This window comes from Roseateles sp. L2-2 (assembly GCF_050613215.1).
GTDB lineage: Bacteria > Pseudomonadota > Gammaproteobacteria > Burkholderiales > Burkholderiaceae_C > Roseateles > Roseateles noduli.
On the sequence record NZ_CP192509.1, the window covers coordinates 4,520,389 to 4,533,154 of the forward strand.

Consider the following 12,766-nt stretch of genomic DNA (forward strand, 5'->3'; position numbering starts at 1 on the left):
CGGGGCGTGCCGCCCTCGGACGCTTGCGCCCTCAGACCTCGTCGCGATGGAGACCGCGTGCATGCTCCACCGCGTAACGGATCAACTCCGCCTGCCCTTCGAGCTCGAGCTTGCGCTTGATGTTCTGGCGGTGGGTCTCGACGGTCCTCACGGACAGGTCGAGGGTGCGGGCGATCTGCTTGCTCGATTCGCCGCGGGCCAGCGCGGACAGGATCTCGCTCTCGCGCGGCGAGAGGATGGGCCGCGGCTGCTGGCTGCGGAACATGCGCTTGGAGACGCCGGGGCTGAGGAAAGTGCCGCCGGCCGCGACCGCGTCGATGGCCGCGACGATCTCGGCCGCCGGCGCGTCCTTGAGCACATAGCCGCGGGCACCGGCCTGCAGCGCGCGCTGCACGTACTCGGGGTTGTCATACATGCTGTACATCAGCACGCGCAGGTCGGGCACGCGCTCCAGCATCGTCTGCGCGAGCTGGATGCCGTTGTGCCCCTTCAGGCCGACGTCCAGCAGCACGACCTGCGGCTGCGTGGCGATCAGCATCATCATCGCCTCCTCCGCGTTGCCGGCCTCGCCGACGACGAGGTAGCGCGCCTCGCCCTGCAGCCGCGAACGCACGCCCTCGCGGACCAGCGGGTGGTCGTCGACCAGCAGGATGCGCACGGGCGCGGCCGTGCCGGACTCGGCGGCGCCGGGGGAAGGCTCGGAACTCATGGGACGGGATTGTCGCGCGCCAGGCGGCGGATCGCCGACGCGGGCACGACGGCCTCGACCTGCGTACCGTGGCCGGGGCTGGACTGCAGGTCGAGGACACCGTCGACCGACGCCATCCGCTCGCGCATGTTGCGCAGGCCGATGCCGTGGCTCGGATCGTCGTGTTCGGCGTCGGCGGGATCGAAGCCCGCGCCGTCGTCCAGCACCCGCAGCAGCACGGCGGCGGCATCGCCTCGCGCGTCCTCGGGCGCGAACTCAAGCGACATCTCCACGCGCGCCGCGCCCGCATGCTTGGCGACGTTCGTCAGCGCCTCCTGGGCGACGCGGAAGAGCACGGTATTGAGCAACTCGGGCAGCTCGCGCGGCGTGCCGGCCACGCGCATCGAGACGGGCACGGCGCCGGCCTCGTCGAACTCGCGCGCGAGGTGCTCCAGCGCCGCCGGCAGGCCCAGCGTGTCGAGCAGCGCCGGACGGAGGCGGTGGGACAGCCCGCGCACTTCGCTCAGGCTGGCGTTGAGCCGCTCCAGCGCGCGCGGCAGCAGCGCCGTCGAGCCCGCCTGCTGCGCCGATTCGATCAGCAGCTTGGTCGACACCAGCGTCTGGCTGACGCCGTCGTGCAGCTCGCGCGACAGGTGCGCGCGTTCGTCCTCCTGCGAGCGCACGACCTGGTGCGCCAGCGCGCGCAGCCGGGCCTCGGACTGGCGATGCTCGCTGAGGTTGAGCGCCAGCGCGCTGGCGCTGATCAGCGCCACGCCGAACACCGCGATCGCCGCGATGCCCCACATCGTGCGGGCGATGTTGGCCTGCGCCTCGCGGTCGAGCTGCTCCAGCGTCGCGCGGATGCCGTCCAGGTACAGGCCCGTGCCCAGCATCCAGTTCCAGCGCTCCATCGCGACGACGTAGCCCAGCTTGGGCGCCATCTCGCCGCTGGACGGCTTGCGCCAGAGGTACTCGACATAGCCGCCGCCGGCCCGGGCCTGGCCGACCAGCTGCTGGATCGTCGGCCGGCCCAGCGGATCGCGCAGGCCCCAGAGATCGCGTCCGAGCAGTTCCGGCTGGCGCGAGTGCATCAGCACCCTGCCCTGCAGGTCGTAGACGAAGAAGTAGCCGTCCTCGCCGTAGTCGAGCGAGGACAGCAGCCGCAGCGCCTCGCGCTTGTCGCGTTCGACATCGGCGTCGCTGGTCCGGGCGGCCGCGCCGGGCGAGCGCTCGTACAGCGGCTGCAGCGTACTGACCGCCAGCTCGACGTAATGGCGCAGCTCGTCGCGGCGCGCGTCCATGTAGGCGCGCTGCACGGCGGCGTGCTCGCGGGCGAGCAGCTCGCGCTCCTGCTGGCGCACCGCCACCGCGATCAGCAGCAGCGAGGCCACCAGCGGCAGCAGCGCGAGCAGCAGGATCTTCAGGCGCAGTCTCATCGGGTCCTCATGGGGTCCTCATGGGGTCCTCATCGGATCCTCAACGGGCCCGCACTGTAGCCGCACGGCGCCGGCGCGGCGGGCGCTACAGTTGCGGGTTCCGCGCCCGGAGGATATCCGCCGGGCACGCCCTTCCCTCCGCGCAGCATCCATGGCCACCAAGTCCCCGTCCTCGTCGAACAACCGCCTGATCCAGTGGCTGGCGATCGCCCTGCTGGTGATCGTGGCCGATCAGTTCACCAAGGTCCTGATCCTGCACAGCTTCCAGTACGGGGACAGCCACTACGTCCTGCCCTTCTTCAACCTGGTGCGGGTCCACAACACCGGCGCGGCGTTCAGCTTCCTGGCCGGCGCCTCGGGCTGGCAGCGCTGGTTCTTCGTCGGACTGGGCGTGGTCGCGACGATCTTCATCGTCTGGATGCTGCGCCGCCACGGCCACCAGACGCAGTTCGCCTGGGCGCTCAGCCTGATCCTGGGCGGCGCGGTCGGCAACATCGTCGACCGGCTGCTGCACGGCTACGTCGTCGACTTCATCCAGCTGCACTGGGGCGGCTGGTACTACCCCTCGTTCAACATCGCCGACAGCGCGATCACGATCGGCGCCGTCCTGCTGATCTGGGACGAGCTGCGCCGCGTCAAACGGGGCTGATGAGCAGCTGAGCAGCTGAGCAGCTGAGCGGCTGATCACCGGGCGCGCGGGAGCGCGCCCACCGCACACGCCCCCCCGCGCCGTTCGGACCAAGGGTTCCTCCGGAGAAACGAGGCTGGCGTCGCCACGTCCGCCCGCATAGCCTTTGTCCTGAAGAGGGAGGCCGTCACGCAGGTGCGCAGGGGTTCGGCACGCCTGGGCCTTCGACGTGACGAAGTGGACATCGCCGCCATGGACAGGACACGGCCCACGGCGACAATCCGCTGCGACCAAACGTAACCAAGAACAGGGCCGACAAGGGCCTCGTCTCCATGCTCGACTTCTCCTGCCTGACCCACTACGACTGGCTCGATGTGCCCATGTGGGTCTACGACCAGGAGCGTCAGCGCAACCTCTGGGCCAATGCCGCCGCGCTGGGTTTCTGGCGCGCCGACAGCGCCGAGGAATTCCTCTCCCGCGACCTCAGCGACATGAGCCCCTCGGTGGCCGAGCGGCTGGCGGTGACCGCCGCCGACCACACGCAGGGCAAGCTCGTGCGCGAGCAATGGACGCTCTATCCCAAGGGCCAGCCGGCGACGGTGATGCTGGTCTCCCGCGGCATCCGCACGCCCGACAAGCGCCAGGTGATGCTGTTCGCGGCGGACTCGCTGGTCAGCGGCGTCGACAAGAGCCTGCTGCGCGGCGTCGAGGCGCTGCAGCACACCTCCGTGCGGATCGCGGTGTTCTCGCTGCGCGACGGCAGCACGCTGATGCGCAACCCGGCCGCGGCGATGTGCTTCAACGGCCTGCGCAAGACCATAGGCGCGACCGACTTCAGCGCGATCTTCCCGGAACCCGACCTGGCGCGGCGCATCGTCGCGCAGGTGCGCGGCGGCCAGACCTTCGGCGCCGAACTTGAGATCAACACCGCCAACGGCCGCCGCTGGCACGCCGTCGACGCACGCCCGATGCGCGACCCGGTCAGCGGCGAAGTCGTGCTGCAGCTGAATGCGCGCGACATCGGCGACTTCAAGGCCACGCAGGCGCAACTCGAAGCCGCGCGCGAAGCCGCCGAAGCCGCCAGCCAGGCCAAGAGTTCCTTCCTGGCCAACATGAGCCACGAGATCCGCACGCCGATGAACGGCGTGCTGGGCCTGACCGAGCTGGTGCTGCAGACCGAGCTCAACGAACGCCAGCGCAAGTTCATCGAACTCGCGCACAGTTCGGCCAAGGGGCTGATGGTCATCATCAACGACCTGCTGGACATCGCCAAGATCGAGGCCGGCCGCGTGATCATCGACCAGGCGCCGTTCAGCCTGCACGACTGCCTGCGCGAGGCGCTGCACCCGCTGCTGCTGCAGGCGCACGAGAAGGGCCTGCAGCTGCATGCGCGCGTGCAGCCGGGCGTGCCGCAGCATCTGCTGGGCGACGCGCTGCGGCTGCGCCAGATCATGGTGAACCTGGTCGGCAATGCGCTGAAGTTCACCGAGAAGGGCGAGGTCCGCGTCGACATCCAGCGCGTGGACGCCGACGGCGGCGACGAACCTGCCCATGCGGGCCCGCTGCGTCTTCGCATCGCGGTGCACGACACCGGCATCGGCATGACGCGCGAGCAGATCGCGCAGATCTTCAGCCCGTTCACGCAGGCCGACGGCAGCATCACGCGCCGCTACGGCGGCACCGGTCTGGGCCTGACCATCGTCAAACGCCTGGTGGAGCTGATGGGCGGCGAGGTGCAGGTGGAGAGCCAGCCCGGCGCCGGCTCCTGCTTCAGCTTCGAGGTCAAGGTGTCGCAGCCGCTGGTGCTGGACGAGGTGCTGCGCACCGAGACCGTGGACGTCGACGTCCACGAGACGACGGCCGGATCGCTGGACGACGAGCCCGCCACCGACTTCGGCGCCGACACCGTGCCGGCGGACCTCGACGACCTGCCGGCGCCGCGCCGCATCGTCACCGACGACAGCGCCAACGACGCGCTGCTGGACGCGGAGACGGTGGCGGCGGATCTGGATCCGCCGCTCGCCGCCGCCGGGTCAAACCAGCAGCACGCCTGAGCCCGTCGTCGTGCGGGCTTCCAGCTCGCGATGGGCGCGCTGGACCTCGTCGAACGGATAACGCTGTTCGACCTCGATCTTCACCGCGCCGCTTTCGACCGCCTGGAACAGCGCGCCAGAAATCTCCTGCGTGACCGCCAGCGAGGACAGGTGCACGAACAGCGACGGCCGCGTCAGGTAGAGCCCCGACGCCGCCAGCGCCTTCAGCGACACCGGCGGCACCACGCCGGACGCGTTGCCGAAACTGACCATCAGGCCGAAGGGTCGCAGGCTCGCGAGCGAGCCTTCCCAGGTCGACGCGCCGACCGAGTCGTAGACGACCTTCACGCCCTGGCCGCCGGTGATCTCCTTGACGCGCTCCGCAAAGTTCTCGGTCGAATAGTTGATCGCGAACTCCGCGCCGTGGTCCAGCGCGAGCCGGCATTTCGCATCGCTGCCGGCGGTGCCGATGAGCCGGAGCCCCAGCGCCTTCGCCCACTGGCAGGCGATCAGGCCGACGCCGCCGGCCGCGGCGTGGAAGAGCACGTGATCGCCGGGCTGCAGCCCGCCCTGCGGCAACGTGCGCTGCAGCAGGTACTGCACCGTCATGCCCTTGAGCATCATCGAGGCGCCCTGCTCGAAGCTCAGGAAGTCCGGCAGCTTCACGACGCACTTCGCGGGCATCACGCGCGCGGTCGCGTAGGCGCCGATGGGCTGGCTCGCGTACGCGGCACGATCGCCGGGCTTCAGGTGGGTGACCCCTTCGCCGACCGCCTCGACGACGCCGGCGCCCTCCATGCCCAGGCCGGTGGGCGACGGCAGCGGATAGACGCCGCTGCGGTGGTAGATGTCGATGTAGTTGAGGCCGCAGGCCGCGTGTCGGATGCGGATCTCGCCGGGGCCCGGGTCGCCGACCTCGACGGTTGCTATCGTCAGGACCTCCGGTCCGCCGGGTTGCGAGATGCGCACGGCTCTGTCGCTCATCAGGGTTCTCCTCATGGGGGTGTGTCGCTCGCGCGTCGCCCGACGCGTCGATCGCGGCTATCGTGCCAGTCTCGCGTTTCCGGTGCATCGTCGCAATGACCTTGACCCCACGACTGGCCCTGATGCTGACGCTGCCGCCGCTGCTGTGGGCGGGCAACGCGGTCGTCGGGCGTTCGGTCGTGCCGCTGGTGTCGCCGCTGCTGCTCAACGCGACACGCTGGACGCTGGCCTTCGTGCTGCTGGTGTTGATCGCGCGTCCCGCGCGGGCGCTGCTGCAAGACCTGACCCCGCTGCGCGCGCGCTGGGGCTACTTCGCGCTGACCGGCGTGCTCGGCATGGGCTGCTACAACGCGCTGCAGTACCAGGCGCTGCACAGCTCGACGGCGCTCAACGTCACCTTGATCGCCGCGAGCCTGCCGGTCTGGATGCTGGCCGTCGGTGCCCTGCTCTACCGCGTGTGGCCGACGCGCCGCCAACTCGCCGGCGCCGCGCTGTCGTTGGCGGGCGTGGCGCTGGTGATCTCGCGCGGCCACCTCGAACGGCTGGCGCAGGTGGCGTTCGTCGCGGGCGACCTGATGATGCTGCTGGCCGTGCTGAGCTGGGCCTTCTACAGCTGGCTGCTGGCGCGGCCGCCCGCGCACATGCAGGGCGAGCGCCGGCCCGACTGGGACTGGTCCGCGCTGCTGATGGCGCAGATGCTGTTCGGCGTGGCCTTCGGCTGGGGCTCGGCGGGCGTGGAGCAGGCGGTCGGCGTGCCGCCGGTGCAGTGGGGCTGGCCGCTGGCGGCGGCGCTCGTCTATGTGGCGATCGGGCCCTCGCTGATCGCGTACCGCTGCTGGGGACTGGGCGTCGCCCAGGCGGGGCCGACGCTGGCCGCCTTCTTCGGCAACCTCACGCCGGTCTTCGCGGCGCTGATGTCGGCCGCGCTGCTGGGCGAATGGCCGGCGTGGTTCCACGGCGCGGCCTTCGCGCTGATCGCGGCGGGGATCCTGGTGTCCTCGGCCAAGCGCTGAGGATTCGGCAGAGGTTTCGGCAGAGGATCTCCGCTCGCCCGGTCAGAACGTGCCGGGGTACGACCCGCCGTCGAGCAGGATGTTCTGTCCGGTCAGGTAGCCCGCGTGGGACGAGCACATCAGTGCGCAGATCGCGCCGAACTCCGCCGCGCTGCCAAAGCGCTGCGCGGGGATGGCCGACATGCGCTTGGCGCGCACGTCGTCGACCGGCTGGCCCGACTTCTGCGCGCCGGCGGCCATCGTCTTCTGCAGGCGTTCGGTGTCGAAGGCGCCGGGCAGCAGGTTGTTGATCGTCACGTTGCGGCCGGCGATGCGCGACTGGCGCGCGATGCCGGCGACGAAGCCGGTCAGGCCCGAGCGTGCGCCGTTGGACAGGCCCAGCACGTCGATCGGCGCCTTCACCGCGCCCGAGGTGATGTTGACGATGCGCCCGAAGCCGCGGTCCGACATCTGGTCCACCGTCGCCTTGATCAGCGCGATCGGCGTCAGCATGTTGGCTTCCAGCGCGGCGAGCCACTGCTCGCGTTCCCAATCGCGGAAATCGCCGGGCGGCGGGCCGCCGGCGTTGTTGATCAGGATGTCCACCTGCGGCGCGGCGGCCAGCGCGGCGGCACGGCCGGCTTCGGTGGTGATGTCGCCGGCCACGGCCACGACCTGCACCGAAGGGTTGATGCCGCGAAGCTTCGCGGCCTGCGCCTGCAGCGCGTCCTCGCCACGCGCGGTGATCACCACGTTGACGCCTTCAGCAGCCAGCGCCTCGGCGCAGCCCGCGCCCAGGCCCTTAGACGCCGCGCACACCAGGGCCCACTTGCCCGTCAGTCCCAAGTCCATGTCGATCTCCGTTCTTCATTGCAAGAGGGCTGGCGCACTGCCGCCGCCGCTGGCCCTCACCCCTGCCCTCTCCCGCAAGCGGGAGAGGGAGCAAGAGGGGCGCAGGGCGTCAACGGCGTTGGCGCGCAAGCAGCCACACGCCGCCCAGCACCAGCACCGTGCCCGCGACGACCCAGCCGGTGAGCGGCTCGTCGAGGATCAGCACGCCCATCAGTATCGTGGACATGGGGCCCACCATGCCGGTCTGCGCGGCGATACCCGCCCCCATGCGCTCGATCGCCATCATGACCATCAGCACCGGCGCGAAGGTGCAGGCCAGCGCGTTCAGCACCGACAGCCACCACACCGCCGGCGCGAGATCCGCGAGCCCTGACACCGGCCGCAACAGCAGGAACTGCGCGATGCAGAAGCCGCACGCGACCGACGTGGCCAGCCCGGTGAGCCGCATGGCGCCCAGGCGCCGGACCCATTCGCCGCTGTAGACGAGGTACAGCGCGTAGGCGACGGCGCTGCCGAAGACGAGTCCGCCGCCCAGCCACACGTTCGCGCCGGCGACCTGCAGCTCATGGCCGAAGACCAGCAGCACGCCGGCGTAGCTGACGGCCAGCGCGCCCGCCTGGCGCAGCGTCACGCGGCGTCCGAACATCGCCCAGGACAGCAGCAGCACGATGGTCGGGTTGAGGTACAGGATGAGCCGTTCGAAGCTGGCGCTGACGTAGGCCAGACCGGCGAAGTCGAGGAAGCTGGCGAGGTAGTAGCCACTGAAGCCCAGGCCCAGCACGGCGAGCTTCTCGCGGCCGGTCAGGGCCGGCTTGCCGCGGCCGGCCCACCAGGCCAGCAGCAGGAACAGCGGCAGCGCGAGCAGCATGCGCAGCATCAGCAGCGTGACGGCGTCGACATCGTGGCGGTAGGCGAGCTTGACGATGATCGCCTTGCCGGAGAACCCGATCGCACCGCCGACGGCCAGCAGCAGGCCGCTGAGCGGCACGCGTGCCGAAGCCGGATCGGCGGGGGCGACCGGCGCCGCGGAGGGGGAACTGCTCATGCGGTCGATTCTAGGAATCGACACGCGGCACGCATTCGCGAAGGGGCAACGTTCGCTTGCAGCTCGCCCCACGAAACGCCCCGATGTCTCGAAGCCGGCGGCGCCGGTGCCCCTCGGAGCGAATTCCGAGCGGCGAGGAGGAGATTGAGCGAAGAGGGGCACCGGCGCTGCCGGCTTCTGCTCGGTGATCGCAGGCGTGTCCCTTCCCCTGTCCCATCCCGCGTGAATAGTTGTTCCCCTCACTCCCGATGTGCGGACGCGCCCTCAAGACCTGGCACCGGGACGCCGAAGTCCGGAGGCGCCGGCCGCCTCGAAGCGGCCGGTGGTAGTGGGGAAAAGGAAACGACAAGGGACCGCGCGTCGACGGACGCGACAGGTTCCGGACCTGAGAGGGACCCTGCCGATGAGATACACCGAGAGCATCGCCGCGAGCGCGCAGGCGCTGCGCACCGCCTTGCCGTTGATGTCCAGACAGCGCGCCGCGCTGCATCCGGTCACGTACGCCGTCTGGTACGAGCATGTGACCGCGATGAACGGCGCGTTGAGCCGCGAGCTGATGAGCCTGACCCAGGACGGCGGCACGCTGGACGAGCCCCAGACCTGGGCGCTCTACCGCAGGCACATCGCCGAGCTGGACGAGCAGATGGCCGTCACGCTGGCGCAGGACGTCGGCGACGTGCTGCGCGGCGTGTCCGACTGCACCGACCAGGCCGGTCAGCAGGTGCAGCAGTACGCACGCGCGTTGCAGGGCTGGGAGCGCTCGCTGCGCGAGGCGGCGCCGGGACAGCATGTCCAGGTGCTGTCCGCCGCGCTGCAGGGCACGCAGGACATGCGCCACGCGGTCCACGGTCTGGTGGCGAAGCTGGAGGCGAGCCGGCAGGAAGTGGCCTCGCTGCGCCAGGAGGTCCACCGCGCCCGCAGCGAGGCGCTGCTGGACCCGCTGACGGGTCTGAGCAACCGGCGCGGTTTCGACCGCGCGCTGGCCGACTGCCTGCACAGCCCCGAGGCCGGCACGCCGACCGCGCCCTGCCTGCTGCTGGGCGACATCGACGACTTCCCGGCGCTGCGCGAGCGCCTGGGCGAGGCGCGCCTGAACGACACGCTGCAGCAGGTCGCCAACGCCGTGCGCAGCATCGCGCAGAGCCACCACGTCGCCGCGCGCATCGAGGACGACGAGTTCGCGCTGCTCATCCCGGGCGCCGGCCTGCACGAGGCCTACACCCTCGCGGAGCAGCTGCGCCACGGCGTCGGCCAGCTGCAGGCGGAGACCGACCGGCGCCTGAGCCTCTCGGTGGGCGTCACGCAGCTCGGCCAGGGCGAGAGCGCGCGCGATTTCATCGCCCGGGCCGACCAGGCGCTGCAGGCCTCCCGCGCCCAGGGGCGCAACCGCGTGACCGTGCTGGCGGCGGATGAGCGTTTCGCCGCATGAGCCCGTCACCGTCGACCCGCATAATCGGCCGGAACAAGGGTGGGACAGAGGGACGGACGTGGCCCTGATGAAGACTTCTCTGCGCAACGCCGTGATCCTGGCGTTGGTGGCGGGCCTGGCCCTGCCGACCGGCGGCGTGCTGCTGTACGAGCAGCAGCTCAGCCGCCGCGTCGTGATGGAGGACCTGCAGCGCGACCTGTCGCGCGTGTCGGAAGTGCTGGCGCTGTCGCTGGCCGAGCCGATCTGGCAGGTCTCGCCCGACCTGGCCGAGCCCATGGTGAAGGCCCAGGTCGACGATCCGCGCTTCGTCTCCGTCGTCGTGACCGAGAACGCCGCGCAGCAGGCCTTCGTCGAATTCCACCGCGGCACGCCCGACGACGCGATGACGCTCACCGAGACGCGGCCGGTCCTGCGCGACGGCCGCGAGATCGCCAGGCTCACCGTCGTCATGAGCGCCGAGCCCCTGATGGCGCGCAAGCGCGACGACCTCTGGAACGCGCTGTGGCGCAGCCTGCTCACGCTGACCGTGTCGCTGGGGCTGATCCTCGTCGTGATGCAGCGTCGCGTGCTGCGCCCGATCGCGCGGCTGTCCGAGGCCGCCGACGAACTGGCGTCCGGTCAGCTCGACCGGCCGCTGGCCTTCGGCGGCGAGGACGAGATCGCCCGCGTCGGCAAGGCCATGGAACGCATGCGGCTCGCGCTGCTGAAGGCCTTCGACGACCTGCGCGGTCACGCCAGCACGCTGGAGGAGCAGGTGGCGCAGCGCACCGTCGAGCTGACCGAGGCCAACGTCGAGCTCACGCAGGCGCTGGCCAACCTCAAGACCGCGCAGCGCGAACTGGTCGAGTCGGAGAAGCTGGCCTCGCTCGGCCGCCTGGTCGCGGGCGTCGCGCACGAGCTCAACACGCCGCTGGGCAACGCGCTGACGGTGGTGTCCGCGCTCGAAGACCGCTGGGGCAAGCTCGACCGCATGCTCACCGACAACACGCCGATGCGGCGCAGCCAGCTCGAGGAACTCGTCAAGGACACGCGGCGCGGCCAGGACATCCTGCACCGCAACGTGCAGAAGGCGGCCGACCTGGTGCGCGACTTCAAGCAGGTCGCCATCGACCAGACCAGCGACACGCGGCGCGACTTCGAGCTCGCGCAGGTCTGCGAGGACGTGCTGGTGATGGTCGAGCCCAGCTTCAAGCACACGCCCTTCCGCATCGTCACCGACCTGCAGCCGGACCTGCGCATGAGCAGCTATCCCGGCGCGCTCGGCCAGGTGCTCACCAACCTGCTGATGAACACGCTGGTCCACGCCTTCGAGGGCGAGACGCAAGGCGAAGTGCGGGTCAGCTGCCACCGGCTCGACGACGCGATGGTGGAACTCTGCGTCGACGACAACGGCCACGGGATGGACGCCTCGATCGTGCGCCGGATCTTCGATCCCTTCTTCACGACCAAGCTCGGCAAGGGCGGATCGGGACTGGGCATGCACATCGTGCACAACATCGTGACCAACGTGCTGGGCGGTCAGATCGAGGTGATCTCGCGTCCGGGCGAAGGCACCTGGATGATGATGCGCCTGCCGGTCGACGCGCCCCTGCGCGCCGCCAGCGAGGACCGGATCGGTTGATCGGATCGGCCGATCGGATCGGTTGACCGGTCCCCGGGATCGGCGACGCGCGCTGCGTCGCCGAAGCCCTCGCTTACTGCGAGGCGCCGGAGGCGGCGACCGACGCCGCTTCAGCCGGCAGCGCCGCGGAGGCCGCCGCCATCGCCGCCGAGGCCGCATCGCTGGCGGCCTGGTCCGCGTGACCGCCGGTCACATCGTGCTTCTCGCCGGTCAGGTCGATGTTGCCGCCGCTCTTCATCAGCACGAACAGCGCGATGGCAGCGAAGACGATGAATCCAACGACGATTTTCCACATGGTTCCGAAATCCTCTTGAGGTTGCCGGTCGCGACAGACTGACCGGATCGGAGGCCATTGTGGGAAGCCAGCCTGACAGCAGGCTGAGCGCGGGCTGTATCCAGGCGTGAATCCCGCAAGATGCGGTGAGGAATGCGGTGAGGAATGCGGTGAGGAATGCGGTGAGGAATGCGGTGAGGCTCAGCCGATCTGCTCGATCGCATAAGCGATCGCGCGCCAGGTCGGATCGCTGCTGGTGGACAGCACGCGCTCGACCAGCGGCCGCCATGCGTGCTGGCCGCCTCCCAGACGATCGACCATCGCGAACACCAGCGTGGCGGCGTCGGCTTCGCCGGAATGCTGCTCGGCGGCCAGTTGCGCGCGGCCGACCGACACGTCCCCGCCCAGCAGCGCCCCGACGGCCATCAGCACCGTGACGGCGCGCTCGTCGCCGAGCTCGCGCGCGAGCGCCGCCCCGATCGCCGCGGCTTCGTCGTGACGGCCGATCCGGCAGGCCAGCAGCAGGCAGGCCGACAGGATGCGGCGCCCGGACCAGGACGCTTCCGGCGCGGGCAGCACGGAAGGGAAGCCGCCACCGCTGCCCGACATCGGATCGAAGGGCGCGGCGCTGTCGAAGGAAGGCGGGGACTGCAGGAACATGGTGGGGTGCTCACGGTGGCTGAGACGGGCCGCTCACGAACAGCCTTGCACGCGCCCCGCATGCCCGCGCCGCACTTCGCGAAGCAGCGCGCATCGACGCGAAGTCGCGGGGACGGCGCCCATT

Annotated in this window: 12 protein-coding genes; 5 read left to right on the top strand and 7 right to left on the bottom strand. The window is 70.5% G+C overall.

The window, feature by feature from the left end:
* Positions 1–31 precede the first annotated feature (31 nt).
* A complete protein-coding gene (locus ACQZ13_RS20120; protein WP_431047500.1) occupies positions 32–709 on the bottom strand; it encodes a response regulator transcription factor in 678 nt (225 codons plus the stop codon).
* Positions 706–2,124 (bottom strand): cache domain-containing protein, encoded by a 1,419-nt coding sequence (locus ACQZ13_RS20125; protein ID WP_431047502.1) that lies wholly within the window; start codon positions 2,122–2,124, stop codon positions 706–708. Before ACQZ13_RS20125 ends, ACQZ13_RS20120 begins: the two co-directional genes overlap by 4 nt.
* A gap of 151 nt (positions 2,125–2,275) precedes the next feature.
* Between ACQZ13_RS20125 and lspA the strand changes: the two genes are divergently transcribed.
* The gene (gene lspA, locus ACQZ13_RS20130; protein WP_088405436.1) at positions 2,276–2,773 is read left to right on the top strand and encodes a signal peptidase II; all 498 of its coding nucleotides are present in this window, start codon (positions 2,276–2,278) and stop codon (positions 2,771–2,773) included.
* A gap of 311 nt (positions 2,774–3,084) precedes the next feature.
* Positions 3,085–4,806, top strand: a complete 1,722-nt coding sequence (locus tag ACQZ13_RS20135) for an ATP-binding protein (RefSeq protein WP_431047505.1) — start codon at positions 3,085–3,087, stop codon at positions 4,804–4,806.
* Here the strand turns inward: ACQZ13_RS20135 and ACQZ13_RS20140 are convergent.
* A complete protein-coding gene (locus tag ACQZ13_RS20140) occupies positions 4,786–5,769 on the bottom strand; it encodes a quinone oxidoreductase family protein (RefSeq protein WP_431047507.1) in 984 nt (327 codons plus the stop codon). The genes ACQZ13_RS20135 and ACQZ13_RS20140 overlap by 21 nt on opposite strands.
* Positions 5,770–5,864: 95 nt before the next feature.
* Between ACQZ13_RS20140 and ACQZ13_RS20145 the strand changes: the two genes are divergently transcribed.
* Positions 5,865–6,782 (top strand): DMT family transporter, encoded by a 918-nt coding sequence (locus ACQZ13_RS20145; RefSeq protein WP_431047509.1) that lies wholly within the window; start codon positions 5,865–5,867, stop codon positions 6,780–6,782.
* Between the two features lie 42 nt (positions 6,783–6,824).
* Here ACQZ13_RS20145 and ACQZ13_RS20150 read toward each other — a convergent pair whose 3' ends face one another.
* Both ACQZ13_RS20150 and ACQZ13_RS20155 read right to left on the bottom strand, forming a co-directional pair.
* Entirely contained in the window at positions 6,825–7,613 is a 789-nt protein-coding gene (locus ACQZ13_RS20150; protein WP_431047511.1) for an SDR family NAD(P)-dependent oxidoreductase, read from the bottom strand.
* Between the two features lie 109 nt (positions 7,614–7,722).
* On the bottom strand, positions 7,723–8,658 hold the full coding sequence (locus ACQZ13_RS20155; protein WP_431047513.1) for a DMT family transporter: 936 nt from the start codon (positions 8,656–8,658) through the stop codon (positions 7,723–7,725).
* A gap of 403 nt (positions 8,659–9,061) precedes the next feature.
* Here ACQZ13_RS20155 and ACQZ13_RS20160 point away from each other — a divergent pair, with 403 nt between their 5' ends.
* Positions 9,062–10,087, top strand: a complete 1,026-nt coding sequence (locus ACQZ13_RS20160; protein ID WP_431047515.1) for a GGDEF domain-containing protein — start codon at positions 9,062–9,064, stop codon at positions 10,085–10,087.
* A 67-nt stretch (positions 10,088–10,154) separates the two neighbouring features.
* Positions 10,155–11,708: a sensor histidine kinase gene (locus ACQZ13_RS20165; RefSeq protein WP_431047517.1), complete on the top strand. Its 1,554-nt coding sequence runs from the start codon at positions 10,155–10,157 to the stop codon at positions 11,706–11,708.
* A 73-nt stretch (positions 11,709–11,781) separates the two neighbouring features.
* Here the strand turns inward: ACQZ13_RS20165 and ACQZ13_RS20170 are convergent, their stop codons facing one another.
* Together ACQZ13_RS20170 and ACQZ13_RS20175 are read right to left on the bottom strand one after the other, a co-directional pair.
* Positions 11,782–12,003, bottom strand: a complete 222-nt coding sequence (locus ACQZ13_RS20170; protein ID WP_377156019.1) for a hypothetical protein — start codon at positions 12,001–12,003, stop codon at positions 11,782–11,784.
* Between the two features lie 180 nt (positions 12,004–12,183).
* Positions 12,184–12,642, bottom strand: a complete 459-nt coding sequence (locus ACQZ13_RS20175; protein ID WP_431047520.1) for a hypothetical protein — start codon at positions 12,640–12,642, stop codon at positions 12,184–12,186.
* Between the last annotated feature and the right edge of the window lie 124 nt (positions 12,643–12,766).

Bases quoted from the DNA above. Each gene is read 5' to 3' on its own strand.
- ACQZ13_RS20160 (WP_431047515.1), top strand. From the start codon at position 9,062: ATGAGATACACCGAGAGCATCGCCGCGAGCGCGCAGGCGCTGCGCACC.
- ACQZ13_RS20165 (WP_431047517.1), top strand. From the start codon at position 10,155: ATGAAGACTTCTCTGCGCAACGCCGTGATCCTGGCGTTGGTGGCGGGC.
- ACQZ13_RS20145 (WP_431047509.1), top strand. From the start codon at position 5,865: ATGACCTTGACCCCACGACTGGCCCTGATGCTGACGCTGCCGCCGCTG.
- ACQZ13_RS20140 (WP_431047507.1), bottom strand. From the start codon at position 5,769: ATGAGCGACAGAGCCGTGCGCATCTCGCAACCCGGCGGACCGGAGGTC.
- ACQZ13_RS20175 (WP_431047520.1), bottom strand. From the start codon at position 12,642: ATGTTCCTGCAGTCCCCGCCTTCCTTCGACAGCGCCGCGCCCTTCGAT.
- ACQZ13_RS20155 (WP_431047513.1), bottom strand. From the start codon at position 8,658: ATGAGCAGTTCCCCCTCCGCGGCGCCGGTCGCCCCCGCCGATCCGGCT.
- ACQZ13_RS20125 (WP_431047502.1), bottom strand. From the start codon at position 2,124: ATGAGACTGCGCCTGAAGATCCTGCTGCTCGCGCTGCTGCCGCTGGTG.
- ACQZ13_RS20120 (WP_431047500.1), bottom strand. From the start codon at position 709: ATGAGTTCCGAGCCTTCCCCCGGCGCCGCCGAGTCCGGCACGGCCGCG.
- ACQZ13_RS20150 (WP_431047511.1), bottom strand. From the start codon at position 7,613: ATGGACTTGGGACTGACGGGCAAGTGGGCCCTGGTGTGCGCGGCGTCT.
- ACQZ13_RS20135 (WP_431047505.1), top strand. From the start codon at position 3,085: ATGCTCGACTTCTCCTGCCTGACCCACTACGACTGGCTCGATGTGCCC.
- lspA (WP_088405436.1), top strand. From the start codon at position 2,276: ATGGCCACCAAGTCCCCGTCCTCGTCGAACAACCGCCTGATCCAGTGG.
- ACQZ13_RS20170 (WP_377156019.1), bottom strand. From the start codon at position 12,003: ATGTGGAAAATCGTCGTTGGATTCATCGTCTTCGCTGCCATCGCGCTG.